The organism is Sphaerisporangium sp. NPDC005288 (assembly GCF_040607475.1).
GTDB lineage: Bacteria > Actinomycetota > Actinomycetes > Streptosporangiales > Streptosporangiaceae > Sphaerisporangium > Sphaerisporangium rhizosphaerae.
In genome coordinates this window covers 309,399-334,033 of the sequence record NZ_JBEXGT010000001.1, presented here as the reverse complement: position 1 = coordinate 334,033, position 24,635 = coordinate 309,399, and the positions used below count along the sequence as shown (strand labels likewise).

At 71.9% G+C, this 24,635-nt stretch carries 22 protein-coding genes; 13 read left to right on the top strand and 9 right to left on the bottom strand.

The window, feature by feature from the left end; translation table 11 throughout:
- Positions 1-27 precede the first annotated feature (27 nt).
- The 4 genes from ABZU32_RS01390 to ABZU32_RS01375 all read left to right on the top strand — a co-directional run bounded on the left by ABZU32_RS01390 (position 28) and on the right by ABZU32_RS01375 (position 3,369).
- Positions 28-831: an IclR family transcriptional regulator gene (locus tag ABZU32_RS01390; protein ID WP_354835205.1), complete on the top strand. Its 804-nt coding sequence runs from the start codon at positions 28-30 to the stop codon at positions 829-831.
- Positions 832-942: 111 nt separating this feature from the next.
- Positions 943-1,755: a 5-dehydro-4-deoxy-D-glucuronate isomerase gene (kduI, locus tag ABZU32_RS01385; protein WP_354915554.1), complete on the top strand. Its 813-nt coding sequence runs from the start codon at positions 943-945 to the stop codon at positions 1,753-1,755.
- Positions 1,755-2,501, top strand: a complete 747-nt coding sequence (locus tag ABZU32_RS01380; protein ID WP_354915551.1) for an SDR family oxidoreductase — start codon at positions 1,755-1,757, stop codon at positions 2,499-2,501. Before kduI ends, ABZU32_RS01380 begins: the two co-directional genes overlap by 1 nt.
- A gap of 103 nt (positions 2,502-2,604) precedes the next feature.
- Positions 2,605-3,369, top strand: a complete 765-nt coding sequence (locus ABZU32_RS01375) for an IclR family transcriptional regulator (RefSeq protein WP_354915548.1) — start codon at positions 2,605-2,607, stop codon at positions 3,367-3,369.
- A 161-nt stretch (positions 3,370-3,530) separates the two neighbouring features.
- Here ABZU32_RS01375 and ABZU32_RS01370 read toward each other — a convergent pair whose 3' ends face one another.
- Positions 3,531-4,499 (bottom strand): sugar kinase, encoded by a 969-nt coding sequence (locus ABZU32_RS01370; protein WP_354915545.1) that lies wholly within the window; start codon positions 4,497-4,499, stop codon positions 3,531-3,533.
- A 76-nt stretch (positions 4,500-4,575) separates the two neighbouring features.
- Here ABZU32_RS01370 and ABZU32_RS01365 point away from each other — a divergent pair, with 76 nt between their 5' ends.
- A complete protein-coding gene (locus ABZU32_RS01365) occupies positions 4,576-4,761 on the top strand; it encodes a tautomerase family protein (protein ID WP_354915542.1) in 186 nt (61 codons plus the stop codon).
- 68 nt (positions 4,762-4,829) lie between these two features.
- On the opposite strand, the gene ABZU32_RS01360 is transcribed toward ABZU32_RS01365, so the two are convergent.
- Positions 4,830-6,338 (bottom strand): sodium:solute symporter family protein, encoded by a 1,509-nt coding sequence (locus tag ABZU32_RS01360; protein ID WP_354915540.1) that lies wholly within the window; start codon positions 6,336-6,338, stop codon positions 4,830-4,832.
- 164 nt (positions 6,339-6,502) lie between these two features.
- Here ABZU32_RS01360 and ABZU32_RS01355 point away from each other — a divergent pair, with 164 nt between their 5' ends.
- The 6 genes from ABZU32_RS01355 (at position 6,503) to ABZU32_RS01330 (ending at position 13,155) form a co-directional block, all read left to right on the top strand.
- Positions 6,503-9,058 carry a DNA translocase FtsK gene (locus tag ABZU32_RS01355; RefSeq protein ID WP_354915536.1) on the top strand — a complete coding sequence of 852 codons (2,556 nt, stop codon included), beginning with the start codon at positions 6,503-6,505 and terminating at the stop codon, positions 9,056-9,058.
- A 99-nt stretch (positions 9,059-9,157) separates the two neighbouring features.
- Positions 9,158-9,901: a RodZ domain-containing protein gene (locus tag ABZU32_RS01350; RefSeq protein WP_354915534.1), complete on the top strand. Its 744-nt coding sequence runs from the start codon at positions 9,158-9,160 to the stop codon at positions 9,899-9,901.
- A gap of 126 nt (positions 9,902-10,027) precedes the next feature.
- Positions 10,028-11,440 carry a 30S ribosomal protein S12 methylthiotransferase RimO gene (rimO, locus tag ABZU32_RS01345; protein ID WP_354915532.1) on the top strand — a complete coding sequence of 471 codons (1,413 nt, stop codon included), beginning with the start codon at positions 10,028-10,030 and terminating at the stop codon, positions 11,438-11,440.
- Positions 11,437-12,042 carry a CDP-diacylglycerol--glycerol-3-phosphate 3-phosphatidyltransferase gene (gene pgsA, locus ABZU32_RS01340; protein WP_354915529.1) on the top strand — a complete coding sequence of 202 codons (606 nt, stop codon included), beginning with the start codon at positions 11,437-11,439 and terminating at the stop codon, positions 12,040-12,042. Before rimO ends, pgsA begins: the two co-directional genes overlap by 4 nt.
- Positions 12,039-12,536, top strand: a complete 498-nt coding sequence (locus ABZU32_RS01335) for a nicotinamide-nucleotide amidohydrolase family protein (protein WP_354915526.1) — start codon at positions 12,039-12,041, stop codon at positions 12,534-12,536. The genes pgsA and ABZU32_RS01335 overlap by 4 nt, the downstream gene beginning before the upstream one ends.
- A gap of 253 nt (positions 12,537-12,789) precedes the next feature.
- Positions 12,790-13,155: a helix-turn-helix transcriptional regulator gene (locus tag ABZU32_RS01330; protein ID WP_354835180.1), complete on the top strand. Its 366-nt coding sequence runs from the start codon at positions 12,790-12,792 to the stop codon at positions 13,153-13,155.
- A 91-nt stretch (positions 13,156-13,246) separates the two neighbouring features.
- Here the strand turns inward: ABZU32_RS01330 and ABZU32_RS01325 are convergent, their stop codons facing one another.
- The 3 genes from ABZU32_RS01325 to ABZU32_RS01315 are packed head-to-tail and all read right to left on the bottom strand — an operon-like array spanning position 13,247 to position 16,395.
- Positions 13,247-14,038: a DNA-formamidopyrimidine glycosylase family protein gene (locus ABZU32_RS01325; protein ID WP_354915523.1), complete on the bottom strand. Its 792-nt coding sequence runs from the start codon at positions 14,036-14,038 to the stop codon at positions 13,247-13,249.
- 3 nt (positions 14,039-14,041) lie between these two features.
- Positions 14,042-14,491: an Rrf2 family transcriptional regulator gene (locus tag ABZU32_RS01320; protein WP_354835176.1), complete on the bottom strand. Its 450-nt coding sequence runs from the start codon at positions 14,489-14,491 to the stop codon at positions 14,042-14,044.
- A gap of 20 nt (positions 14,492-14,511) precedes the next feature.
- The gene (locus tag ABZU32_RS01315) at positions 14,512-16,395 is read right to left on the bottom strand and encodes an endonuclease/exonuclease/phosphatase family protein (protein ID WP_354915520.1); all 1,884 of its coding nucleotides are present in this window, start codon (positions 16,393-16,395) and stop codon (positions 14,512-14,514) included.
- A 236-nt stretch (positions 16,396-16,631) separates the two neighbouring features.
- Here ABZU32_RS01315 and ABZU32_RS01310 point away from each other — a divergent pair, with 236 nt between their 5' ends.
- Both ABZU32_RS01310 and ABZU32_RS01305 read left to right on the top strand, forming a co-directional pair.
- Positions 16,632-17,810 carry an ROK family transcriptional regulator gene (locus ABZU32_RS01310; protein WP_354915517.1) on the top strand — a complete coding sequence of 393 codons (1,179 nt, stop codon included), beginning with the start codon at positions 16,632-16,634 and terminating at the stop codon, positions 17,808-17,810.
- Between the two features lie 118 nt (positions 17,811-17,928).
- Positions 17,929-19,614 (top strand): substrate-binding domain-containing protein, encoded by a 1,686-nt coding sequence (locus ABZU32_RS01305; RefSeq protein WP_354915514.1) that lies wholly within the window; start codon positions 17,929-17,931, stop codon positions 19,612-19,614.
- Positions 19,615-19,721: 107 nt separating this feature from the next.
- Here the strand turns inward: ABZU32_RS01305 and ABZU32_RS01300 are convergent, their stop codons facing one another.
- Genes ABZU32_RS01300 through ABZU32_RS01285 form a run of 4 tightly spaced genes read right to left on the bottom strand, consistent with a single transcriptional unit; the run spans position 19,722 to position 24,458 of the window.
- A complete protein-coding gene (locus tag ABZU32_RS01300; protein ID WP_354915511.1) occupies positions 19,722-21,203 on the bottom strand; it encodes a glycoside hydrolase family 3 N-terminal domain-containing protein in 1,482 nt (493 codons plus the stop codon).
- Positions 21,204-21,250: 47 nt separating this feature from the next.
- The gene (locus tag ABZU32_RS01295; protein ID WP_354915508.1) at positions 21,251-22,102 is read right to left on the bottom strand and encodes a carbohydrate ABC transporter permease; all 852 of its coding nucleotides are present in this window, start codon (positions 22,100-22,102) and stop codon (positions 21,251-21,253) included.
- Positions 22,099-23,115, bottom strand: a complete 1,017-nt coding sequence (locus ABZU32_RS01290; protein WP_354835164.1) for a sugar ABC transporter permease — start codon at positions 23,113-23,115, stop codon at positions 22,099-22,101. The genes ABZU32_RS01295 and ABZU32_RS01290 overlap by 4 nt, the downstream gene beginning before the upstream one ends.
- A 2-nt stretch (positions 23,116-23,117) precedes the next feature.
- Positions 23,118-24,458, bottom strand: coding sequence for an extracellular solute-binding protein (locus ABZU32_RS01285; RefSeq protein WP_354915505.1), 1,341 nt, complete (start codon positions 24,456-24,458; stop codon positions 23,118-23,120).
- Positions 24,459-24,635: the final 177 nt, after the last annotated feature.

The following is a 24,635-nucleotide window of genomic DNA, read 5'->3' as shown; positions in this document are numbered from 1 at the left end:
AGGTAACGTGCGGCAGGGAGGGCGCAAATGACGGAGCAGGGAACCGCGGTGCCGCAAGAGGGGACCGCGGTGCCGCACGTCAAGTCCGCCGTGCGGACCGTCGAGCTGCTCGACTTCTTCGCCCAGTATCCCGGCCTGCACAGCCTGTCCGACCTCCAAGGCAAGCTCGGCTATCCCAAGAGCAGCCTGCACGCCCTGCTGCGCACGCTGGTCGGCCTCGGGTGGATCGAGACCGACGTCACGGGCACCCTCTACCGCATCGGCATGCGGGCGCTGCTGGTGGGCGCCACCTACATCGACGGCGACCCGGTCGTGCAGATCGCGCGCGACGCGCTCGACTGGCTCGCCGAGGTCACGGGCGAGACGGTCCACCTGGCGCGGCTCGACCACTTCGACGTGGTGTACCTCGCCACGCGGGCCTCGCGCCACTACCTGCGGCCCTTCACCAGGGTCGGCCGGCGGCTGCCGGCCAGCACCACCTCGCTCGGCAAGGCCATCCTCGCCACCCGCGACGACGCCGAGGTGGCGCGCCTGCTGCCGGCCGAGCTGCCCCGCCTCACCAAGAGCACCATCGTCGACCAGGCGCAGCTCATGGCCGATCTGCGGCGCATCCGCAAGCGGGGGTACTCCATCGACCGCGAGGAGAACACCGAGGGACTGCGCTGTTTCGGGGTGGCGCTGGACATCGCCTATCCGCCGCGTGACGCGGTGAGCGTGTCGGTCCCGGTGCCCCGGCTGACGGCGGGCCGCGACCGCGAGATCGCCGCCTGCCTGCTCGAGGCGCGCGACCGCATCGAGGTGGCCGCCCGCGGCGTCCGCCGCACGTACTAGACGCCCTCCGGGCGGGTCCCGCCACGCCGTCCTCCCGGCGGCTTGACCTGGCACGCCCAGCGCTGTTCTATATAGCGATATGGCATTTTATGTAACGGAATAGGAGGCGTGGTGGAGGTACGGTACGCGACGGCACCGGACCAGGTGCCGGGCATGACGACCGACCGGCTCAGGAGCCGCTTCCTCGCCGAGGACCTCTTCGTCCCCGGTGAGATCCGCCTGGTGTACTCCCACGAGGACCGCATCATCGTCGGGGGCGCGGCGCCCGGCGACGCGCCGTTGGACCTTCCCTGCCCCGATGCGCTCCGCGCGGAGTACTTCCTGGAGCGCCGCGAGCTCGGCGTCGTCAACCTCGGCGAGCCCGGCGTCGTCACCGTCGACGGTGAGGAGCACCCGCTCGGGACCAAGGAGTGCCTGTACGTGGGCATGGGCTCGCGCGCGGTGTCCTTCAGCGGCGGGGCGTTCTACCTGGTGTCCACCCCCGCGCACGCCGGGCACCCGACCGTCAGGGCGGGGCTGCCGGACGCCGAGCCGGTGCGGCTGGGCTCGCAGGAGGGCTCCAACGACCGCACCATCTACAAGTACATCCACGCCAAAGGCATCCAGAGCTGCCAGCTCGTCCTCGGCGTCACGGTGCTGGAGCCGGGCTCCATGTGGAACACCATGCCCTGCCACACCCACGAGCGGCGCACCGAGGTCTACCTGTACTTCGACGTGCCGCCGGACGCCCGCGTCGTCCACCTCATGGGCAGGCCGGACGAGACGCGCAACCTGATCGTCGCCGACCGGCAGGCCGTCATCTCGCCGCCGTGGTCGGTGCACTGCGGGTTCGGCACCCGCAACTACGCCTTCGTCTGGGCGATGGGCGGCGAGAACCAGGCCTACGACGACATGGAGCAGGTCGCGATCGGCGAGATGCGGTGATGTTCTCCCTGGAAGGCCGGACGGCGCTGGTCACCGGCTCGCGCACCGGCATCGGCCGGGCGATCGCGGCCGGCCTGGCCAGGGCGGGGGCCGACGTCGTCCTGCACGGCCACCGCGACGACCTGGACGAGGTGGAGGCCGAGGTCCGCAAGGCCGGCAGAGAGGCCTGGCGGTGGGTCCTGGACCTGTCCGACGTCGCCCGGCTGCCCGAGGCCGCCGAGGAGCTGGCCGCCCGGCACCGGGTCGACATCCTGGTGAACAACGCCGGGATCATCCGCAGGGCGCCGGCCGTCGAGCACGACTACGCCGACTGGCGGGCCGTGCTCGACGTCAACCTCGACGCGGTCTTCCTGCTCAGCCGGGCTCTCGGCGTCCCCATGCTCGAACGGGGGCAGGGGAAGATCATCATGATCGCGTCGATGCTGTCGTTCCAGGGCGGCATCAACGCGGCCGGGTACGCCGCCGCCAAGCACGGCGTCGCCGGCCTCACCCGCTCGCTGGCCTGCGAGTGGGCGCCGCGGGGGGTGCAGGTCAACGCGATCGCCCCCGGGTACATCGTCACCGGCAACACGCGCGCGTTGCGCGCCGACCCCGACCGCGAGCCCGCCATCAGGGCCCGCATCCCGGCCGGCCGCTGGGGCGCCCCCGAGGACCTCGCCGGCGCGGCCGTCTTCCTCGCCTCCGCGGCCTCCGACTACGTCAACGGCCACATTCTGGCGGTGGACGGCGGCTGGCTCGCCCGGTGACCTCGCCCGCCGACCGCGCGACCTCACCCTGTCACGGCCCTGTCACGGCCCTCGCACGGTCGTGCGGAGCGTGCGAGGCGGTGGCTGTTAGTAGGCTCAGGACGTGGTCAGGGAAGGCAGCTCCATCGACAAGGCGCTGGCGGTGCTCGAGGCGATCGCCGAGCACCACCGCGTGACCGACATCGCCGCGGCGACCGGCGTCTCCAAGTCGACCGTTCACCGCATCCTGCAGTCGCTCGTCGAGTGGGGGTTCGCCCGCGCCGACGGCGCGGGGGGCTATGAGCCGGGGCCGCGCATCCTCACCCTCGCCGGCCGGGTCATGACCAGGTTCGACCCGTCCCGGCAGGCCTCGGCGGCGCTGCGCGCCCTGCACGAACGCACCGGCTACACCACCCACTTCGGCATCCGCAGCGGCGACGAGGCGGTCTACGTGGACAAGCTGGAGGGCCGCAGGCCCTACCAGATGCCCTCCCGGGTCGGCATGAGCCTGCGCCTGCACACGACGGCCATCGGCAAGGCCATCCTCGCCGGGCTGGACGACGACGAGGTGCGCGCCATCGCCGGGCGCACCGGCCTCCCGCGGCTCACCCCGGGCACGCTGACCGGGGTGGAGGAGCTGCTCGCCCACCTCGAGAAGATCCGCGCCCTCGGCTACGCCATGGACGACGAGGAGAACGAGCCGGGCATCCGCTGCGTCGGCGCGGCCGTCTTCGACCACACCGGCCAGGTGCTGGGCGGCATCTCCATCTCCACCCTCGCCATGGACATGGACCGCGCCGCCCTGGAGGAGCTCGCCCCGATCGTCACCGCCGCCGCCCGCGACGTCTCCCAAGCCCTGGGCGCCCCCACCACCACCCCCACCCGCTGACCCCCGCCCACCCGCCACCGCGCCGCCATCCGGGCCGAGCAGGCCCTTGCCTCCTCTGCTTCGCTGCTGGGTCACAAGGGGCGCCGCGGCGGTGGGAAGGGGGTACGGCGAAGCCGGCGCCCATGTACGGCGGGCCGGGTGGCCCGCCGCGGCGGGCCGGGTCAGGGGTTCTGGGGGCGGGTGAGGAGGCGGTCGATCTCCTCGGGGGTGGCGACGCGGCCGGTGCCGCCCTGGCCTTGCAGGCTGATGGCGGCGGCCGCCGTTCCCGCCCGTACGGCGTCGCGCAGCGCCGTCCCCGTGGCCAGTCGCGCCGCCACCGTGCCGATGAAGGCGTCACCGGCCCCTGTCTGGTCCACCACCGCCTGGGCGGTGACCGCCGGGATCTCCACCAGCGGGCCCGCGCTCCCGTCCGGCCACCCGTCCCTCCCGCCGGGCAGGCCGAGCAGGACGCCCTCGGGGCCGCGGGTGACGGCGACCGCGCGGGCGCCGAGCTTCAGGCAGGCACGCACCACTTCGGCCGGGTCGGCGGTGCCGAGCAGGGGGAGGCTGTCGCCCGGGCATGACGGGGCGACGAGGGCGGCCATCGGCGCGATGTCGGCGAGCACGCCGGCGGCCTGCTCGGGCGTGGTGAGCCGGGAGCGGAAGTTCGGGTCGTACACGACCTTGCCGCCGGACGCGTGCACGATCTCGGCCGCATGGCGCACCGCGTGGGCGCACGAGGCCGACAGTGCGGCGGTGATGCCGCTGACCAGCAGCACGGCGGTCTCGGCCAGCGGCGCGTCGGCCACGTCCGAGGGGCCGAGCCTGGAGGCGGCGCTGCACGCCCGCATGTAGGCGAAGGCCCGCTCGCCGGCGGGGTCGGCGCCCACGGCGTAGGCCCCCGTGGACCCGGCGCCCGGCAGCATCCACCGGGTGTCCACGCCGTGCGCGGCCGCGAACCGGATCAGCCGTTCCCCGAACTCGTCCTGGCCCACCCGCGTCACCAGGGCGACATGCGCGCCCGCGGCCGCCGCCGCCACGGCGGCGTTCAGCGCGTCTCCGGAGAACGACAGGCGGAAGGTGTCCGCCTCGGTGAGGGGAGCGGACGCCGAGAACTCGACCAGCGGCTCGCCGATCACTATCACGTCCACGCCGGCTGCCTCCTTCTTGGTTCATGTAGTGGAATCTGATTTCATGTGATGCAACACATGGAATCCGGAGGGCATTATGCCGAACATCACCGTGGAACTGCTGTCGGGGCGGACGATGGACCAGCGCCGCGAGTTCGTGGCGGCGGTGACCGACGCCGCCGTGGGCATCCTCAAGGCCCGGCCCGAGGCCGTGCGCATCGTGTTCACCGAGATCGAGAAGTCCGACGTCGCCAACGGCGGCATCCTGGAGTCGGACAAATAGCCGTACACGTCACGGTACAAGCCGGTGGGCGGGGTGAGAGATCCTCTCACCCCGCCCACCGGCGCGCGTCACGCGAGGGTGGCGGTCGGCCGATCGGGAGACGCCGAAGGAAGATCAGTGTTCAGTGAGTCGACCAGTTCGTCGCGGGACGGGGTGTTCTCCGGGCGCAGGAGCCCGATGACGACGTACAGGACCAAGGACGTCACCAGCGGGGCCGCGACGACGAGGGTCTGGTCGGCGGAGGCGATCACCCACTTGATCACGGCCCACACCGCGAGGCCCGCCGCCCACGAGGTGATGGCCGCGGTGGGCCCGCTCCGCTTGAACCAGGGGAGCAGGCCGAGCATCAGCGGGATCGAGATCGGTCCCATCGTGGCGGCGACCACGTCCACGACGATCTTCAGCACCACGCCCTGCCCCTGGGTGGTGATCGCGATGGTCATGCTGACGACTACGAAGACGAAGGTGGTCACCCGGGCCAGCCGCAGCGCGCCCGCGGCCGGCAGCTCGCGCAGCCGGCGGACGAAGACCGGCAGGATGTCGCGGGTGATCACCGCCGAGATCACGTTGGCGTCGGAGGAGACCATGGCCATCGTGTGGGAGAAGAACCCGGCCAGGACTAGGCCGATGAGGCCGGTCGGCAGCAGTTCCTGCGCGAGCCGCACGTAGGACTGGTCGGAGTTGGTCAGGCCCGGGACGATGAGCGGCGCGGCGAACATCGGGATGAACAGCACCAGCGGCCAGAGCAGCCACAGGGCGCTGGACAGCAGCGCCGCCCGCTTGGCCTGCGAGCCCGACGGGGCGCCCATGTAGCGCTGGGCGAGGTTCCACATCCCGCCGTTGTACTCGAAGGTCTTGATCAGCAGGAAGGCGAAGAAGTACGTCGTGGTGTAGGGCCCGCTCAGCGGATCGCCGTGCCCCTCGGGCAGGTCGCCCCACATGGTCCACAGCGCCGAGATCCCGCCGAGGTGCCCGAGGACGGCCGCGAACATGACGACGCCGGCGACGGCCTGGATGACGAACTGGCCGAAGTCGGTGAGCACGTCGGCCCACAGCCCGCCGACCGTCACGTAGACCACGGTGACCGCGCCGGTGATGGCGATGCCGTACTGGATGGGGATGCCGGCGAAGCCCTTGAGCAGCACCGAGATGGCCACCCATTTGGCGGCGATGTCCACGACCTTCAGAAGCGCGCCGCTGTAGGCCATGACCTGCTGGGTGGGCAGGTTGTAGCGCCGGGTGAGGTACTCCAGCGGCGAGACCACGCCGTGCCTGGATCTGAGCCGGTTCCACCGCGCGGCGAACAGGAAGGCGCCGATGCCCACGCCGATGCCGATGGTCATCGCCCACCAGACGTAGACGGTGAGCCCGTAGTCGTAGGCGACGGCGGCGAACGCGACGAACATGACCGCGCTGTAACCCGACATGTGGTGGGAGATCCCCGACAGCCACCAGGGGATCTTCCCTCCGGCCGTGAAGTAGTCGATGACGGTCCTGATGCGGTTCTTCGACCACACGCCGATGACGATCATCACGGCGAAGTATGCGCCCAGCACGGTCCAGTCGAGTGCGGACATCACTTCTCCTTCCAACGTCCTGTTGGATGGAGGTTCCATTACATGAAACATGATGTCAATACATAAAACGCAACTCCTGGCCAGATCCGGACGTTCCCCGACGATCACGACAGCCCCGGCGCGCCTCCCCGCGGCGCCGTCGTCCCATGCGTACCCTCGGTACCATGGCCACCCGTACGTCGAAAAGCACCCCGAAGGGGTCGGCGAAGCGGTCCACGTCATCGCGCCCGTCCTCCGCCAAGCGGCCGGCCGCCGCGCGGTCCGCGAGCCCACGCGCCGGCGGGCGCCCGCCCGCCCGGCGTCCCGCCGCCCAGCAGCCCGACCCGATCGGCTGGGTCTTCCTGGCCATCGGCAAGCTGTTCGTCGGCGTGTGGCTGCTGTTCGCCAACGGCATCGGCACCGCCGCGCGGGCCTTCGGGCAGCAGGCGCGCGAACTGGACCCCGCCCACCGCCGCGACGGCCTCGGCCTGGCCGTGCTCGGCGGCGCCATCGTCCTGGCCGCCATGACGTGGCGCACCACCAAGGGCGCCGCGGCCACCGTGGTCGACGCCGTGCTGCGCGGCGCGGTCGGCTCGCTGGCCTGGTCGGTGCCCGTCCTGCTGGCGCTGGTCGCCTGGCGCCTGCTGCGTCACCCCGACCAGAACGCCGACACCGGCCGCATGATCATCGGCTGGACCGCCCTGCTGGCCGGCCTGCTCGGCATCATCCACGTCGCGCACGCCACGCCCTACCCCTCGGGCCCGGCCGCCACCGACGGCATGGACAAGGTGTCGGCCGCCGGAGGCATGGTCGGCTTCATCGTCTCGGCGCCTCCCGCGAGCATCCTGCCGGCCTTCATCACCATCCCCCTGCTCCTGCTGCTGTCCGGCTTCGGGGTCCTGGTGGTCACGGCGACGCCGGTGCACCGCGTGCCCGAGCGCCTGGCCGAGATCCAGCACATGCTGTTCCAGAAGGGCTCCGCCGGCCCCGAGGCCGCGCCGGGCGAGCGCCCCGCCCGGGCGCCCCGCGCCCCGCGCAAGAGCCGCACGCGGGGCTCCGGCAAGGACGGCGAGGCCGACGTCGAGGTCGGCGAGCACGTCAAGCCCTACGACACTCCGGTCATCGCGGACGGGGCCGGCAAGATGGCCGACCACTCGCCCGAGATCGTCCCCGGCCTGGTGGACGAGGAGCCCCCCGAGGCGCCCCGCCTGCCCGAGCCGCCCGAGCCCACCCCCGCCCCGCGCAAGGTGGAGCAACTCGTCCTGTCGCCGCAGGCCGGCCCGTACGCCCTGCCCGACCTTCAGGTGCTGCGTGCCGGCACCCCGCCCAAGCCGCAGACCAAGGCCAACACCACCGTGGTCAACGCCCTCACCAGCGTGATGGAGCAGTTCGCCATCGACGCCCAGGTGATCGGCTTCACCCGCGGCCCGACGGTCACCCGGTACGAGATCGAGCTCGGCCCGGCGGTCAAGGTCGAGAAGGTCACCGCCCTCACCAAGAACATCGCCTACGCCGTGAAGTCGGCGGACGTGCGCATCCTGTCGCCGATCCCCGGCAAGTCGGCGATCGGCGTCGAGATCCCCAACACCGACAAGGACCTGGTCAGCCTCGGCGACGTGCTGCGCTCGCAGGTCGCCCAGGCCGACCACCACCCGATGATCGTCGGGCTCGGCAAGGACGTCGAGGGGCGCACCATAGTGGCCAACCTGGCCAAGATGCCCCACCTGCTCATCGCCGGCGCCACCGGCGCGGGCAAGTCGGTCTGCGTCAACGGGCTGATCTCCTCGATCCTCATGCGCGCCACGCCCGACGAGGTGCGCATGGTGCTCGTCGACCCCAAGCGCGTCGAGCTCAACACCTACGAGGGCATCCCCCACCTGATCACCCCGATCATCACCAACCCGAAGAAGGCCGCCGAAGCCCTCGAATGGGTCGTGGGCGAGATGGACCGCCGCTACGACGACCTGGCCGCGAGCGGGTTCCGGCACGTCGACGAGTTCAACAAAGCCGTGCGCGCCGGCAAGCTCGTGCCGCCGCCGGGCAGCGAGCGCGTCTACCAGCCCTACCCCTACCTGCTGGTGATCATCGACGAGCTCGCCGACCTGATGATGGTCGCCCCGCGCGACGTCGAGGACTCCATCGTCCGCATCACCCAGCTCGCCCGCGCCGCCGGCATCCACCTGGTCATCGCCACCCAGCGCCCGTCGGTCGACGTGGTCACCGGCCTGATCAAGGCCAACGTGCCGTCCCGGCTGGCCTTCGCCACCTCCTCCCTGGCCGACTCCCGGGTCATCCTCGACCAGCCCGGCGCCGAGAAACTCGTGGGCCAGGGCGACGCGCTGTTCCTGCCGATGGGCGCCAGCAAGCCCATGCGCCTGCAGAACGCGTTCCTCTCCGAGAAGGAGATCAACGAGATCGTCGCCCACTGCAAGGCGCAGATGCAGGTGGAGTACCGCGACGACGTCGCCGCCGTGGCGAGCGCCAAGCGCGAGATCGACGAGGAGATCGGCGACGACCTCGACCTGCTCGTCCAGGCGGCCGAGCTGATCGTCTCCACCCAGTTCGGCTCCACCTCGATGCTCCAGCGCAAACTGCGGGTGGGCTTCGCCAAGGCCGGTCGCCTGATGGACCTGCTCGAGAGCCGGAACGTCGTCGGGCCGAGCGAAGGGTCCAAGGCCCGCGAAGTGATGGTGAAACCCGACGAACTGCCCGGCCTGCTCGCCGACTTGCGGGGAGAGTGACCCCTCCGCGACCGACCCCCTCGGTTACTGGTTGAATGTGAATGACTACGCATCGTCGGATTACGGGCGCGTAGCGCAGGTGCACGGCGAGGGGGACGTATGAGCATTGGAGTGACGCTGGCCGCGGCACGGAACGCGGCGGGGATGACGGTCGCTCAGCTGAGCGGCCGCACGCGGATAAGGGAGACGGTCATCTACGCCATCGAGCGGGACGACTTCTCGCTCTGTGGGGGCGACTTCTACGCCAGGGGTCACGTCCGCAACATCGCCAAGACGGTGGGGCTCGACCCCGACGCCGTGGTGCACCAATTCGACGAGGAACACGGCGGCGTCCCCCTCCCCGTGCGGGCCGCCGCCGTCTTCCAGGCCGAGAGCCAGATCAAGCTGCGCGAGCGCCGCAGCCCCAACTGGTCCACCGCGATGGCGATCGCGCTGGCCATCGTCGCGGTCTTCGGGGTCACCCGCGTCATGAGCCGGCCGGGCGAGAACCTCGCCACCGGCGCCGAGCTCAAGAATCCGCCCGCGCCCAAGCCCTCCGCCACGGTCAGGGCCTCCACCCACCCCAACGCGGCCCGACCGGCGAGCGACCTGGTGACGCTGCGGGTGAAGGCCAACAAGCCGTCCTGGGTGGAGGTCAGCGACGACAAGGGCAAGGCGATGTTCCGCGGCACCATGCGCGCGGGCGACTCCTCGACGTGGAAGACCCGCAAGCACATGAAGGTCACCATCGGCAACGCCGGAGGCGTCGACCTGGAGGTCAACGGCAAGCACCTCGGCGTGCCCGGCAAGCCCGGCGAGCTCGTGCGCAAGTCCTTCGGCCCCGAGGAACCGGGGTCGCGGTGACCGGCTCCGCCCGCCAGGGACGCGCCCCGGGGTGAGGCCCCGGGGCGCCGCGCGCGACGGTCCGGCGGGGAAGTACGGGGGGAGTGCGTCACGCGGTGGCCAACTCCCGATACCGTAGAGCCCATCATGTCTTCCCGCCGAACCGCATCGCTGATCACACTGGGTTGCGCGCGCAACGAGGTCGACTCCGAGGAGCTCGCCGCGCGCATGGAGGCTGCCGGGTGGCGGCTCGACGACGGCGACCCCGACGTCGTCATCGTCAACACCTGCGGCTTCATCGACTCGGCGAAGAAGGACTCCATCGACACGCTGCTCGCGGCCGCCGACTCCGGCGCCAAGGTCGTCGCCGCGGGCTGCATGGCCGAGCGTTATGGCAAAGAGCTGGCCGAGGCGCTGCCCGAGGCCTCCGCCGTCATCTCCTTCGACGACTACACCGACATCGGGGCCCGGCTGGACGACGTGCTGTCCGGCCGGCCGCTGGTGCCGCACAGCCCGCGCGACCGGCGCACGCTGCTGCCGATCTCGCCGGTGGAGCGGTCCGCGGGCGGGTCGCACGCCCACATCCCCGGCCACGGCGAGCTGCCCGAGGGCCTGGCCCCGGCCAGCGGCCCGCGGACGCTGCGCAAGCGGCTGTCCGGCGGCCCGGTGGCCTCGCTGAAGCTCGCCTCCGGCTGTGACCGCAGGTGCACGTTCTGCGCCATCCCGGCCTTCCGCGGCGCGTACGTCTCGCGCGGGCCCGAGGAGATCCTCGCCGAGGCGGCCTGGCTCGCCGGCGAGGGGGTGCGCGAGCTGGTGCTCGTCAGCGAGAACTCCACCTCCTACGGCAAGGACCTCGGCGACCTGCGCGCCCTGGAGAAGCTGCTGCCGCGGCTCGCGGCCACCGACGGCATCGAGCGGGTCCGGGTGAGCTATCTCCAGCCCGCCGAGCTGCGTCCCGGTCTCATCGAGGTGATCGCCGGCACGCCGGGCGTCGCCCCGTACTTCGACCTCTCCTTCCAGCACGCCAGCGGCCCGGTGCTGCGCCGCATGCGCCGCTTCGGCGACCCGCGGCGCTTCCTGGACCTGCTCCAGAGCATTCGTGAGCTCGCCCCGGAGGCCGGTGTGCGCTCCAACTTCATCGTCGGCTTCCCCGGCGAGACCGAGGCCGAGTTCGGCGAGCTGGCCGGTTTCCTGGAGGAGGCCCGCCTGGACGTCATCGGCGTCTTCGGGTACTCCGACGAGGACGGCACCGAGGCCGCCAAGATGGGCGGCAAGCTCGACCAGGACACCGTGGACGAGCGGGTGGCGGCGCTCACCGAGCTGGCCGAGGAGCTCACCGCGCAGCGCGCCGAGGAGCGCATCGGCGCCGACATCGAGGTGCTGGTCGAGGACGACCTCGGCGACGGCGGCTACGAGGGCCGGGCCGCCCACCAGGGCCCCGAGGTGGACGGCTCGGTGACCGTCCAGGGCATCGGCCTCGCGCCCGGGCAGATCGTGCGGGCGACCGTCGTCGACGCCGAGGGGGTCGACCTGATCGCCCGCATCAAGGCCGGACCATGACGAACACGCCGGAGACCGGGACCGAGCCGGTGACCACGCCCGTGGTCCGGCGGGTCAGCCCGTGGAACATCGCCAACGTGCTCACCGTCCTCCGGCTGGTGGTCGTCCCGTTCTTCGTCGCCTGCATGCTCGTCGACGGGACGGGCTGGCGGTACGCGGCCCTGGTGGTGTTCCTGCTCGCCTCGCTGACCGACCAGCTCGACGGCTGGCTCGCCCGGCGGTACGGGCTGATCACCGACTTCGGCAAGATCGCCGACCCGATCGCCGACAAGGCGCTCATCGGCGCGGCGCTGGTCACGCTGTCGGCGGCGGGGGAGCTGCCCTGGTGGGTGACCTGCACCATCCTCGGCAGGGAGGTCGGCGTCACGGCGCTGCGGGTGGCGGTGATCCGCCACGGCGTCATCCCGGCCAGCTACGGCGGCAAGGTCAAGACGGTCCTGCAGATCGCGGCGATCGCGCTCTACATCCTGCCGGGGGTGCCGCAGTCGCTGAGGTGGGGGCTGATCGGCCTCGCCCTCGCGGTGACCGTGGTGACCGGGCTCGACTACGTCATCCGCGCCATGCGGCTGCGCAAGGTCGCGGAGAAGGCCCGCGGCGGGTGAGCGCCGGGCTCGCCGCCGAGGTGCTGGCCCTCCTGGTGCGCGGGCGGGCCACGGTGGCCGTGGCCGAGTCGCTGACCGCGGGGCTGATCGGCGCCACGCTCACCGTCCCGGGCGGAGCCTCCGCCGCGTTCCGCGGCGGCGTGATCGTCTACGCGACCGATCTGAAGGCGCGCCTGCTCGGCGTCCCCGAAGATCTCCTCGATCGGGAGGGTGCCGTCCATCCGGACGTCGCCGCGGCCATGGCGGCCGGCGTGCGGCGAGTGACCGGCTCGTCGTACGGGCTCGCGGTGACCGGAGTGGCCGGTCCGGACGAGCAGGACGGCCGGCCCGTGGGCACCGTCCATCTCGCCGTCGCCGGTCCGGATGGCGACATATGGCACCGAGACGTACTTTTACCTGGTTCAAGGGAAGACATCCGCAAAAGCACCGTTACGGAGGGTTTGGATCTCCTGAGAGGTGTGCTGGAGGCGTATGTGGGGGAACAATCAGGATGATTACCGCGTTACGTCACCAGCGAACATGCTCCCCATGGTCTGCCGCCCCGTTGGCCTATGCAGGTACGGTGGAGCTGTGAGTGAGGTTCGTGACCCATCGGTGAGGAGCAGGTCCGGCGTACGCCCGGCAAAGGGGCCGAGCGAACCAATGATGACGGCGAGGAGTATGTACGAAGGGCACCCGAAGAACGGGCGATACGAACCGACCGCGCGGAGCGCCGTGAAAGCTCCCGCGCCTGGGAGGGAGCGACAGATGGTCCTGCTGCGTCAGCTGCTCGGTGACGTACTGCGGCGGCTGCGGGTGCGGCAGGCGCGCACCTTGCGTGAGGTCTCCACGCTGGCACGTGTCTCCCTTGGCTACCTGTCCGAGGTTGAGCGTGGCCAGAAGGAGGCGTCGTCGGAGCTGCTCGCCTCGATTTGCGGCGCCCTGGGCGTTCCGCTGTCGCAGGTGCTCCGGGAGGTCTCCGACCAGTTCGCGCTGGCCGAGCTTCAACACGCACCCGTGCTGGCCGATGCGCCCGAGCACGAGCGTCTGCCCATGGCCGAGACCGTGTCCACCACGATCTCCGGTCCCGAGTTCGACGGCTTCCCCGAAGTCAAGGACATGGTCGCCGCGTAGGTCACGCCCGCAGCGTTCCCGTCCTGAAGTTCGGACCGTCACGCACTCCGCGTGATGGTCTGTGTCATCGCGCTGCCTGTGACCGGGCCCGCTAGCGGGGCTGGCACACCGGGCAGTAGAAGATCGCTCTTTCGTATGGCTGCGCCCCGAGCTCGTCGCCGATCACCTTGTTGCCGCAGCGAAGACAGGGCCGCCCGGCCCGGCCGTACGCCCACAGGCGCCGTCCTGGGCGTCTGTCGCCGGTGGTGACCGGACCGCCGGACTGGTTCTTTCCCGCGTCCATCAGCCGGTGGGCCAGCCCCATCATTCCCGCGAGGTCGTCCACCTCCCCGGCCGGCCGGTACGGCGAGACGCCCGCCAGGAACAGCGTCTCGGCCCGCCAGATCGTGCCGATGCCCGCGACGTTGCGCTGATCGAGCAGCGCCTCCCCGATGGTCGTCCCCGGCCGCGCCGCGATGTTGCGCGCGGCCCGCGCCGCCTGCTCCTGGTCCCACTCCGGGTCGAGCAGATCGGGCCCCAGATGCCCGACCACCCGGTCTTCCTGGTCGGTGCGCAGCAGGTCGACCATGCCGAGCCGGACCCCGACCGCCTGCCATCGCTCGTTGGCGAGGACCAGCCGGATCAGATGCCCGGCCCGCAGCGGCGCCCCCGCCCGCTCCACGCGCCAGCTTCCGTCCATGCGCAGGTGGGTGTGGACGGTGAGTCCGCCCTCGACCCTGGTCAGCAGGTGCTTGCCGCGGGAGGCGGTCGTGAGCACGGCGCGGCCGGTCAGGTCGGCGGTGGCGTGCCGGGGGACGCGGAAGTCCGAGCGGGTCAGCACCCGTCCGTCGAGGGCGGCCCGCAGCCTGGCCGCGGCCCGGTAGACGGCGTCGCCCTCGGGCATGGGTCAGTCCCAGGCGGCGGGGTCGGCCGCCAGTTCCATCACGCGTTCGGGCAGGGCGTCGGAGGCGATCTGGTCCAGCGTGACCTCCTCCAGGATGGCGCGCTCGCTTGCCCGCAGGGCGATCCACACCTGCTGGAGCGACCGGGCCGCGCCCCGGTAGCCGACGTGCTCGGGCCGCTCGCCCCGGACGTTGGCCAGTGGCCCGTCCACGGCGCGGATGACGTCGGCCAGGGTGATCTCGGAGGCGGGCCGGGCGAGGACGTAGCCGCCCTCGGGGCCGCGCTGGCCGCGGACCAGCCCGGCCCGGCGCATCTGGAGCAGGATGTTCTCCAGGTACTTCGGAGGCATTTCCTGTTCCTTGGCCAGCTCGCCCACCGTGGTGGGGCCGCTGCCGGAGGCGGCCAGCTCGGCGGCGGCGCGAAGGGCGTAGTCGACACGGGCGGAGAGACGCATGTTGTCGATTATCCCGCCTGCTAAACCCCGGTTACACGCAACCTGACCACGAGTGGCCGATGATCTGAGAATTCCACCCCCGGCGCCCGTGCCGCCGTGACCGCCAGCCCCGGTCCCACGAGCACGTGGTCGATGCGCTCGACCGGCGCGTCGGCGGGGGAGGTGAGCGGGTCGCCCAGGGCCGTGAGCGGGTCGGACAGGCCCGCGGCCGACAGCACGCGCATCGCAGGGTCGCCCGGCCTGGTGTTGAGGTCACCGGCCAGCAGGACCGGCCGGCCGCTCCCCAGGTCGCGGACGACGGCGGCCACCTCGGGCGCCTGGCCGGACGGCGCCTGCAGGTGGGTGCCCACGATCCCCACCTGCCTTCCCGCCACCTCGACGACGGCCGCCTGCGCCTGGGCGCCGGTCGGATAGTCGTGCCGGCCCAGCGGATGCGAGACGACCTGCCGGACCGGCAGGTTGGTGATGATCGCGTCGCCCCACAGCGGGTCGGCCGCGGGAGCGAAGTGGTAGCGCATGCCGAGCCCCCGCGCGATGCGCGCCAAGTCGTCGTGGCCGCCGTTGAGCAGCCATCCGCGGTCCACCTCGCTGAGCAGGACCACGTCGGGACGCTCGGCCCGGGCCCAGGCCGCGATGCGGTCCAGGTCCAGGGTGCCCTTCAGCCCGAACCCCATCCGGATGTTGTAGGCGATCAGCGTGAACTCGCTGCGCGTAATGGGCCGTGTCTCCGGCAGGGGACGCCAGGTGAGCGCGGCGACGGCGGCCGCCGTGACCAGCGCCGCGACGACGACCGCCCGGGGCCGGGGGCGGGCGAGGTGCTGGACGGCCCGCCCGCGCGCCGCCGCGGCGGCGATCGCGGCCACCGTGCCGGCGAGCAGCACGGGGACCACGCCGTTGGGGAAGCCGAGGTCGGCGTCGTAGGCGGCGTAGTACAGGAAGACGGCGGCCAGGAACACCAGCGCGCCGCCGAGCAGCGCGATCCCGCCGCGCCGGGCGGAGGCGGGCGAGGTGGCGGGCAGGGCCGCCATGCCCAGGCAGCCGCCGAGCGCGACCGCGGCGAACAGGGCGAACGGAAGCGCCGACGAGACGGCCAGCGCCGCCACCGCCGCCGGGAGCAGGACGACGACGACCCAGCGCCGGTAGGGCGGGCGCGCGGCGTAGGAGACCATGACGAACTGGGCGCAGACCAGCGCCGCCGCGACGACGGCGATGCGCCACGGGCCGCCCTGCTCGCCTCCGGGATGCTCGGCCAGGCCCAGCGTCGCCAGATACATGCCGTGCAGCGCCAGCGCGGGGCCGAAGGCGAACCACACCCCCGGTGGCGCGGGGTCGCCGGGCGCGGGCGCCGCCCACGCGAGCCGGAGGAAGGCGGCGCCGACGGCCAGGACGGGGAGCCAGGGCAGGACGCCGTCCCGCCAGACCAGGTCCACCTGGTCCAGCGCGAGATGGGCGGTGGCCGAGGCGGCCATGCCGGCGGCCAGGCCGGCCGGGACGGTGCGGCGCGGCAGCCTCAGCGCGCATCCGTACAGGAAGACCAGGCCGAAGCCGACGCCGGCGCCGGCCAGGTAGAGCTGCGGCGCCCCTCCGTCGGCCGCCTGGAGCGCCAGCCGGTCGGCCACCAGCAGGGCCGCGCCGCCGAGCGTGACCGGCCGGGGTCCCCACCGCCGGGCGAGCGGCGCCGCGGCGAACGGCAGGAGGAACCACAGGGCCGCGAACAGGCCCATGTGTTCGGGGGGAGTGTCGCCCGCGCGGCCGAACAGCGTGATCAGCGACGGCAGCAGCACCCGCAGCACGTCGGTGAGCAACACGACGCCGAGGGCGAGGACGACCATCGACCTGTGGTGCGCGGCGAGCGGGCGGAGCGGAATCCGGAAGGCGGGGGAAGTGTCGGTGGCGGCGCCCATGAATGCTCCTCAGAAAGACATGAGTGATCCTCGGGTCAATGCGGGGCCAAACGCAAGGCGTCCGGCGCGGCGACGGCCGGGACGGCGGGCGAACGGCGGAACCGGAGGTGCGGTGGCCTTTCGCGCGGGAACGCTGCCGCTAAACTGGCAGGAAGCTTTACTGAGTACTGGTTGTGTCACGCCACGCGCGCGTTTTGTGATGAAACCAACGGGGACCGACGACAAGAAAGCCTGCGATGGAGCGACGTCCTGGCGTGCCCAGGTTGCTACGGGAGATCAACGACCGGGCCGCGCTGGAGCTGCTGCTCGCCTCCGGCCCGATGACCAGGGGCCAGATCGGGGAGATGACCGGCCTTTCCAAGGTCACCGCCTCCCAGACGCTGTCGCGGCTGGAAGATCGCGGCCTGGTCGAGGTGGTCGGGGAGCAGGCCGGTAACCGGGGGCCCAATGCCGCCCTTTACGGGGTGATTCCGTCGTCGGCCTATGTGGCCGGGCTCGATGTCGGCCCGGAAACGGTGACCACCGCCATCGCCGATATCAATGGCGAAATCGTGGCCGAGGCCGTCATTTCCCCCAATGGGCACGACGATCCGGTCGCGATGGTGCACAACGCGGTGGTGAAGGCCTGCCGCTCGGGCAAGGTCGCCCTTTCCCGCCTCAGGGCCATTGTGATCGGCACCCCCGGCGTGGTCGACCCGCGCACGGGCGACGTCCGGTTCTCCTTCGACCTGCCGGGCTGGCACGAGGGCAGCCACCAGGCCCTGGCCCAGGACCTGCGGCGGCCGGTGTCCATCGAGAACGACGTGAACCTCGCGGCGATCGCCGAGCGCGCCGAGGGCGCCGCCAAGGGCGTGGACGACTTCGTGCTGCTGTGGGTCGAACGCGGCGTCGGCCTCGCGGTCGTCCTCGGCGGCCGGCTGCACCGGGGGCGTTCGGGCAGCGCGGGCGAGATCGGATACCTGCCGGTCCCCGGCGTGCCGCTGGCCGAGGACGTCAAGGCCGTCCCCGGCCGGATGCCCGCCCTGGCGGGCGGCCTGCACGCCCTGATCAGCGCCGAGGCCGTGGCCGAACTGGCCGGCCCGTACGGCTTCGCGGGCGGCTCGGCCGCCGACGCCGTCCACGCGGCCGTCGAGGGCGGGGACGCCGGGGCGCGGTTCCTGGACGAGCTGGCCCACCGGCTGGCCCTCGGAGTCGCCTCGGTGTGCGTGGTCCTGGACCCGGCGCTGGTCGTGCTCAACGGCGAGATCGGCCGGGCCGGCGGGGCCGCGCTGACCCATCGCGTGGAGGAGGCGGTGGCGCGCATCTGCCCGATCAGGCCCGAGGTGGTGGCGAGCGAGGTCAAGGGCCGCCCCGTGCTGCGCGGCGCCGTCCTGGCCGCCCTCGAACAGGCCCGCGAGGAGATCTTCGCCTCCTGATCCCCGCGACCGCCCCTTCGTGTCCGCCGGCTGAATTCCCGATGAACTGATCGACCATGCGAGCCGCTGTCCCTGGCGGGCCGGGAGAATTGAACCGGTTCGGTGGGGAGGGAGTTCGGTGGCGGCCGTACTGGAGTGGCTGGCGCGCCTGGTCGGCTTCTTCGGCGGCGCCGGCCCGGTCATCTTCTCGATCGTCCTGCTGGTGGCCACCCCCTTCGTCGACCGGCTGCTCGTCCGGCGCAAGCGCGTGATCTTCCGGGTTCTGTACAACTCGAAGATCGGCGTGGGGCCCGAGACGCTGCACGACGGGGCCGACCCCGCCGCGCACGGGCCGCCCCAGCTGCGCCAGGTCGCCCGGCTGCTCGACCGGATGAGCATGGTCGTCATCCGCATCCGCAACGGCGGCACCTACGACATCGAACCCGAGGACTTCGAGCGCCCGCTGTCGTTCACCTTCGGCGGGCGCGTGGTGTGGAACGCCAGGATCTCCGAGGCGAGCACCCCTGAGCTGCGCGAGGAGCTCAGGAACGGCCTGCGCTTCTTTCCCGCCGAGGACAGCCGGCCGGCCCGGGACAACCTGCTCACCGTCCGGCAGCGGCTCGGCGAGCGCCTCACCCGCTGGGTGGTGCCCCAGAGCGGCCAGGACGTCGCCGAGCCCGGTTGGCACGGGGTGCGCATCGACGGGCTGTCGCTGAAGCGGGGGCAGAAGGCCAAGCTCGTCGTCGTCCTGCGTGAGCCCAACGGCCCGGAGGGCGAGATCACCAAGGTCGTCCGCACGTCCGGCAAGATGCGCGACACCGGCCTGATCAAGGACGAGGGGGAGAGGCGCCGCGTCACTCTTCCACGGGTGAGCGGCGCGCTCGCCGGGGTGCTCACCGCCGTGCTGGTGCTCGGCCTGATGTCCCGGCCGGTCGACGGCACCGTGGCGTGCGCGGCCGGCGACCTGCGCGTCGAGGGGTCCAGCGTGTTCATGCCGGCGATGCGGGCGCTCGCGGAGGAGTACCGCAGCGCGTGCGGGGACGACGCGCGCGTCACCACCGAGGCCACCGGCTCGCTCGAAGGCGTCCGCGGTGTGATCGAGGCCGATCCGGCGCCGTCCCGCGGGCTGGTCGCGCTGTCGGACGGACGCAGCGACGAGACCGGCGGCGGGCTCCGGTCGTATAAGATCGCGATCGTCGTCTACCACGTGGTGGTGAACAGCGGCGTCGGGCTGTCCGCGGTGCGCGCCGCGGACCTGCGCAAGATCTACGACGGCACGTGGACCGACTGGAAGCAGGTGCCCGGCGCCGGCGGGAGGTCCCTGCCGATCCGCATCGTGGGGCGCGGGCAGAACTCCGGCACGCGGCAGTTGTTCGAGAGGCAGGTGCTCGGCCCGGGCACCGGCGAGGGCCTGCTGTCGTCCAACTCCTGCCTGGAGAAGGACCGCAACCCCGCCGCGCCGGTGATCCGCTGCGAGCGCGACGACAACGCCGAGATCATCCAGAAGATCAGCACGATCCCCGGGGCGATCGGCTACGCCGACGAGGTGTCCATCGCCGAGGCGCGCGGAGCGGGCAGCGTCACCGCGCTGACCCTGGACGGCCGGGCGTTCGCCTCCGCCACCGCGGCCAGACCGGGTGAGGGCTACCCCTTCTGGACCACCGAGTACCTGTACTTCCGCGGCCCGCTGGAGCCGGGATCGCTGAAGGCGTCCTTCGTCGAGTTCGTCCGCTCCCACGTCCGCGCGCAGGCCAGGCTCAGCGCCACGGGCTTCCAGCCCTGCACCGCCTCACCGGCCACCCGGGAACTGTGTGACCTGCGCTGACCCGCCGACCCGCGCCGTCCTCCCCTGACCCGCTGATCTGCCCTGACCCGCTGATCCGCTGCCCTGCGCTGACCCGTTGACCTGCGCTGACCCGCGCCGCCCGGTCGTCAGGCGGTGAGGAGCTCGGCGGCGGCCTGGGCGTTGGCGCGGGCGGCCCCGTACGTCGCGAGGTAGGCGCCCGCCGTGGGCCGCCAGATCGGCAGGCCCATCTCCACGACGATCGCGTCGGGACGCACGGCGAGCAGCTCCGAGACGATCTCCTGGCTGGCCCGGTGGCGGTGGGCGTCCTTGACCACGATCACCAGCGACCGGCCGCGGGCCCGTTCGAGCAGGCCGCTCGCGTCGGCCGCGTCCGGCTTGACCCGGGTGATCTCCGCCTCCGGCAGCCAGGGGGCGAAGCCCCAGGGCACGTCGCCGACGGCGATCGTGGGCGGGGTGTCCACCTCGACGACCAGCGGATCCACCAGCGGGGCGGCGGTGCCCGACAGCCGCACCGCCCGGCGGGCCGCGGTCAGGCCGATCACGTTGCCGTCCCTGGCCTCCTCGCGCGGCGCGCCGAACCAGCCGCGCAGCCGCGCGACGCGCTCGGCGGCCTCCTCCAGGCGGGCGAGCGGCAGGCGCCCGTCGCGCACGGCGGCCACGATCTCGTCCTTGATCGCCTCGATCTGCTCGCGCGTCGGCAGCGGCCCCAGGCACAGCAGGTCGGAACCGGCGGCCAGCGACAGCACCGCGCCCCCGCCGAGCCCGACGCTCTCGGTGATCGCGTGCATGTCCAGGGCGTCGGAGATGACGACGCCGGTGTAACCGAGCTCACCCCTGAGCAGCTCGGTCAGCGCCGGGGCCGAGAGCGTGGCGGGCGCCGCGCCGGTGAGGAACGGGACCCGCACGTGCGCCGTCATGATCGACCGGGTCCCGGCCTCGATGGCGGCGCGGAAGGGGACGAGTTCACGTTCCCACAACACCTCGCGCGAGACGTCCACCACGGGAATCTCCAGGTGGGAGTCCTGCCGGGTGGCGCCGTGGCCGGGGAAGTGCTTGACGCAGGCGGCCACGCCGGCGTCCTGCAGCCCGGCGACCGCCGCGACGGTGTGCCGCGCCACCAGAGCGGCGTCCGACCCGAACGACCGGGTGCCGATCACGGGATTGTCGTCGGCGGTGTTCACGTCCGCGTCGGGCGCCATGTCCAGGTTCACCCCGCAGCGTGCGAGGTCGTCGCCGATCGACCGGTACACCCGGCGGGTCAGCTCGACGTCGTCCACGGCGCCCAGCGCCGCGTTGCCCGGGTACGGGCTGCCGACGTGGTAGGCGAGCCGCGTGACGTCGCCGCCCTCCTCGTCCAGGCTGATGACCGGGTCGCCCGCCTCGCGCAGCCGCGCCGTGAGGCCCGCGAGCTGCTCGGCCCCCGCGACGTTGAAGCCGAACAGCGTCACCCCGCCGAGGCCGTCCTCCAGATCGCGCAGGATCCAGTCGGGGGCGGTGGTCCCGGGGAAGGCGGCCAGGAGCGTGCCGGCCGCCAGGCGGCGCAGCCCCCGGTCACCGCCGCCCACGGGAGGCTCGCCCTGGGACGCGCCCGCGGAGAACTCAGACATGGCTGTACTCGACTCCTTCGTTGCGATAAATGGGCCGACTGTCGTCGTCAGCCTTTCACGGCGCCGGCGACCAGTCCCGAGACCATGCGCCGCTGCACCAGCAGGAAGAACGCGATGACCGGAATGGTCATCAGCGTCGAGGCGGCCATGATGCCGCCCCAGTCCGTCGAACGCTGGCTGGTGAAGAACCCCAGCGCCACGGGCATCGTGTAGGTGCCCTGATCGTTGATCAGCGTCAGCGCGAAGACGAACTCGTTCCACGCGGTGATGAACGAGAAGATGCTCGTCGCCACCAGGCCCGGCGCGACGAGCGGGAACAGCACCCTCCAGAAGGTGACGAAACGGCCCGCGCCGTCGATGGCGGCCGCCTCCTCCAGTTCCTTGGGCACCGCGGCCACGAACGTCCGCAGCATCCAGATCGCGAACGGCAGCGTGAAGCCCACGTTGACGACGATCAGGCCGAGAAGCTGGTCGTACAGGCCGAGCCGCTTGACCATCAGGAACAGCGGGATCAGCAGCGCCTCGCCCGGCACCATCTGCACGATCAGCAGCAGGATCAGGAAGCTCGTGCGGAACCGGAACCGGAAACGCGCCACGGCGGTGGCGGCGAGCAGCGCGAACACCGACCCGGCCAGCACGGTGCCGACCGCGACGACGGCGCTGTTCATCAGGTACCGCCACACCGAGTGCCCGGCGACGCCCCTGGTCAGCACGCGGGACACGTGCTCCATCGTCGGCGACAGCGGGAAGGGGATGAACCGTGTCGTGAAGATCTCGTCGTTGGGCTTGAACGCCGTCGCGACCATCCAGTACACGGGGAACACGGCGAACAGGAACACCGCGACGCCGGCCGCGTTCAGGGCGGCCGTCTTGAGGCGCCTGGCGGTCCGCGGGTTCATCGCACGTCCTCCGTTCTGACGATCTGGCGGACATAGACGGCGGTGATCAGCAGCATGATCACGGTGAGGATGACCGCGATGGCCGCGCCGAAGCCCATCTTGGGCGGCGCGCTGAACGCCTCGGTGTAGGCCCACAGCGACAGGTTGAAGGCGTCCCGGTTGGTCGTGCCGCCGGCCAGCACGTAGAGCTGGGTGAAGACCTTGAAGTCCCAGATGATCGACAGGACGAGCAGGACCGAGAACACCGGCCGCAGCAGCGGGAAGGTGATCTTCCAGAAGGTCGTCACCGGCGCCGATCCGTCCACCCGCGCCGCCTCGTACAGCTCCGAGGGGATGCTCTTGAGCCCCGCGAGCACCGACACGGCGATGAACGGGAACGACGCCCACACCACGGCGACGATCAGCACCAGGTAGATCGTCGAGGCGGAGTTGAGCCAGGGCTGGCCCGACCAGTCCGACCGCCCGAACACCAGGTTGGACAGCCCGTCGGGCAGCAGGTTCAGCGTCCAGTTCACCACGCCCGCGTCGGCGTCGAACAGCCACTTCCAGATGATCGCCGTGGCGGTGGGCGGGGTGGCCCAGGCCGCCATGATGCCCACGACGACGAAGGTGGACATCCTGCGGCCCAGCCGGTTCAGCAGCAGGCCGACCAGGGTGCCGAGCAGCAGCGTCAGCGCGACGGTGACCACGGCGAACACCACCGTGTTGCGCAGGGAGGTCCAGAACAGCTCCGACTGGAAGACCTGGGTGTAGTTGCCGGTCCCCACGAACTCGGCCGGCCGCGGGTTCGGGCGGATCTGCCGCAGTCCCACCTTGTGGAAGGACATCTCCACCATCTGGTACAGCGGGTAGAGCAGCAGGACCCCGATGACCAGCAGGCCGGGCAGCAGCAGCACGTAGGGGACCGCCCGGGCGGACAGCCGGCGCGGCCGGCGGGCGGGGCGGTGGGACGCGCGCCCCGCCGGGGCGGGAGGGGTGCCCCCGCCCCGGGCGATGGTCGAGGTCTGCGCCATCGTCACTGCTGCTGGTTGAGGATCGTCTCGAGTTCGGTGTTGGCGTCGCCGAGGGCCGTGTCGATGTTCTTCTTGCCCTCGATGACGGCCCGCGCCGCGTTCTGCAGCACGGCCTTGGTGTCGTTGGCCTGCGCCCAGTCGGGATCGGCCGGGAAGCCCTTGGCCACCTTGAAGGTCTCGGCGAACGGCGCCTGCACCGGGTCACTGGCGTACTCGGCCAGGGCGTCGGGGTAGAGCGGGAGCAGGCCGCCCTCCTTGGCGTACCGGGTGCCGTACTCCTTGCCGGCGGCGAGCTTGAGGTACTCGGCGGCCAGCTCGGGGCTCTTGGCGTCCTTCCAGATGGCGATGTCGTTGCCGCCCTGGAACGCGGGCGCGGGGCCGCTGCCGTCCTTGTTCGGAAGCGAGAAGAAGGCCATCTGGTCGTCGCCGACCTTGCCCTTGCTCTGCTCCTTGATGGTGGCGATGTCCCAGCCGCCGGTGACGTACATGCCGACCTTGCCGGCCGCGAAGCGCTGGCTGATCTCCACGGAGTTCAGGTTGAGGCGGCCCTTGCCCGACACGCCGTCCTTGGCGACCAGGTCGGTGTAGAACTGGAAGCCCTCCTTGAAGCCGGGCTCGGTCAGCTTGCCGACCCACTTGCCGCCCTCGAATGCCGCGAAGTCGCCGCCGGCCGACCAGACGAATGGCGAGAGCGACATGTTGGCGTCCGAGCCGCCGTTGAAGGCGAAGCCGTCGACGTCCTTGCCCTTCTTGGCGACGATCTTCTTGGCCGCCGCGACGAGGTCGTCCCAGGTCTTGGGCGTCTCGATGCCGAGGTCTTTGAACCAGTCCTTGCGGTAGAGGACGGCGCGGGTGCCGCCGCCCCAGGGAGCGGCGTAGACCTTGCCGTCGATGGTCTCGTAGCCCCACAGGTTCTGCGGGATCTGCTGGAAGTCGGGGCTGGACTTCACCACGTCGGAGATGTCGGCGAGGGCGTCCTCGGCGACCCAGGCGGCGACCTGGTCGTTGCCGAACTCGGTCACGTCCGGGCCCACGCCGCCGGCGAGCGCGGCGGTCCACTTCTTCTGCGCGTCGGGCCAGGGGATCCACTGGAGGTCGACGTCGGCGCCGGTCTGCTCCTTGAACTTCGCGTTCAGCTCCGACATGTACTTGTCCTGCACGTCGTTGGGGGCGCCGAGCCGCCAGACGGTCAGCTTCTGGCCGGCGAACGCCGGCCCTGAGGAGGCCGACGCCTGGGGCGCGGCGGCCTGGCCGGCGGGCTCGCCGCCGCCCCCGCAGGCGGCCACACCAATGGCGAGAGCGGCGGTGGTGGCCGTCGCGGTGGCGATCCTTGTGATGTTCACGTGTGGGTTCTCCCTTCCCGGCTTCGCGTCGGGCTCGCGCTCTTCGGAGCAGGGGCGCGCGGGGTGAGCCGCACGCCACGGCGAAGGCGCCGTCCTCGCGCTCTGCGCTGCGACATCCCCAAGGCCCTGATCGCTTGCCCGCGGGGTGACTGCCGCTAAACTAACAAGAAACTTTCT

Coding starts and splice junctions, on each gene's coding strand:
- ABZU32_RS01290 (WP_354835164.1), bottom strand. CDS start 23,115: ATGGCGCAGACCTCGACCATCGCCCGGGGCGGGGGCACCCCTCCCGCC.
- ABZU32_RS01365 (WP_354915542.1), top strand. CDS start 4,576: ATGCCGAACATCACCGTGGAACTGCTGTCGGGGCGGACGATGGACCAG.
- ABZU32_RS01315 (WP_354915520.1), bottom strand. CDS start 16,395: ATGGGCGCCGCCACCGACACTTCCCCCGCCTTCCGGATTCCGCTCCGC.
- ABZU32_RS01360 (WP_354915540.1), bottom strand. CDS start 6,338: ATGTCCGCACTCGACTGGACCGTGCTGGGCGCATACTTCGCCGTGATG.
- ABZU32_RS01320 (WP_354835176.1), bottom strand. CDS start 14,491: ATGCGTCTCTCCGCCCGTGTCGACTACGCCCTTCGCGCCGCCGCCGAG.
- ABZU32_RS01330 (WP_354835180.1), top strand. CDS start 12,790: ATGGTCCTGCTGCGTCAGCTGCTCGGTGACGTACTGCGGCGGCTGCGG.
- ABZU32_RS01310 (WP_354915517.1), top strand. CDS start 16,632: ATGGAGCGACGTCCTGGCGTGCCCAGGTTGCTACGGGAGATCAACGAC.
- ABZU32_RS01325 (WP_354915523.1), bottom strand. CDS start 14,038: ATGCCCGAGGGCGACGCCGTCTACCGGGCCGCGGCCAGGCTGCGGGCC.
- ABZU32_RS01380 (WP_354915551.1), top strand. CDS start 1,755: ATGTTCTCCCTGGAAGGCCGGACGGCGCTGGTCACCGGCTCGCGCACC.
- ABZU32_RS01300 (WP_354915511.1), bottom strand. CDS start 21,203: ATGTCTGAGTTCTCCGCGGGCGCGTCCCAGGGCGAGCCTCCCGTGGGC.
- ABZU32_RS01390 (WP_354835205.1), top strand. CDS start 28: ATGACGGAGCAGGGAACCGCGGTGCCGCAAGAGGGGACCGCGGTGCCG.
- pgsA (WP_354915529.1), top strand. CDS start 11,437: ATGACGAACACGCCGGAGACCGGGACCGAGCCGGTGACCACGCCCGTG.
- ABZU32_RS01350 (WP_354915534.1), top strand. CDS start 9,158: ATGAGCATTGGAGTGACGCTGGCCGCGGCACGGAACGCGGCGGGGATG.
- ABZU32_RS01295 (WP_354915508.1), bottom strand. CDS start 22,102: ATGAACCCGCGGACCGCCAGGCGCCTCAAGACGGCCGCCCTGAACGCG.
- rimO (WP_354915532.1), top strand. CDS start 10,028: ATGTCTTCCCGCCGAACCGCATCGCTGATCACACTGGGTTGCGCGCGC.
- ABZU32_RS01355 (WP_354915536.1), top strand. CDS start 6,503: ATGGCCACCCGTACGTCGAAAAGCACCCCGAAGGGGTCGGCGAAGCGG.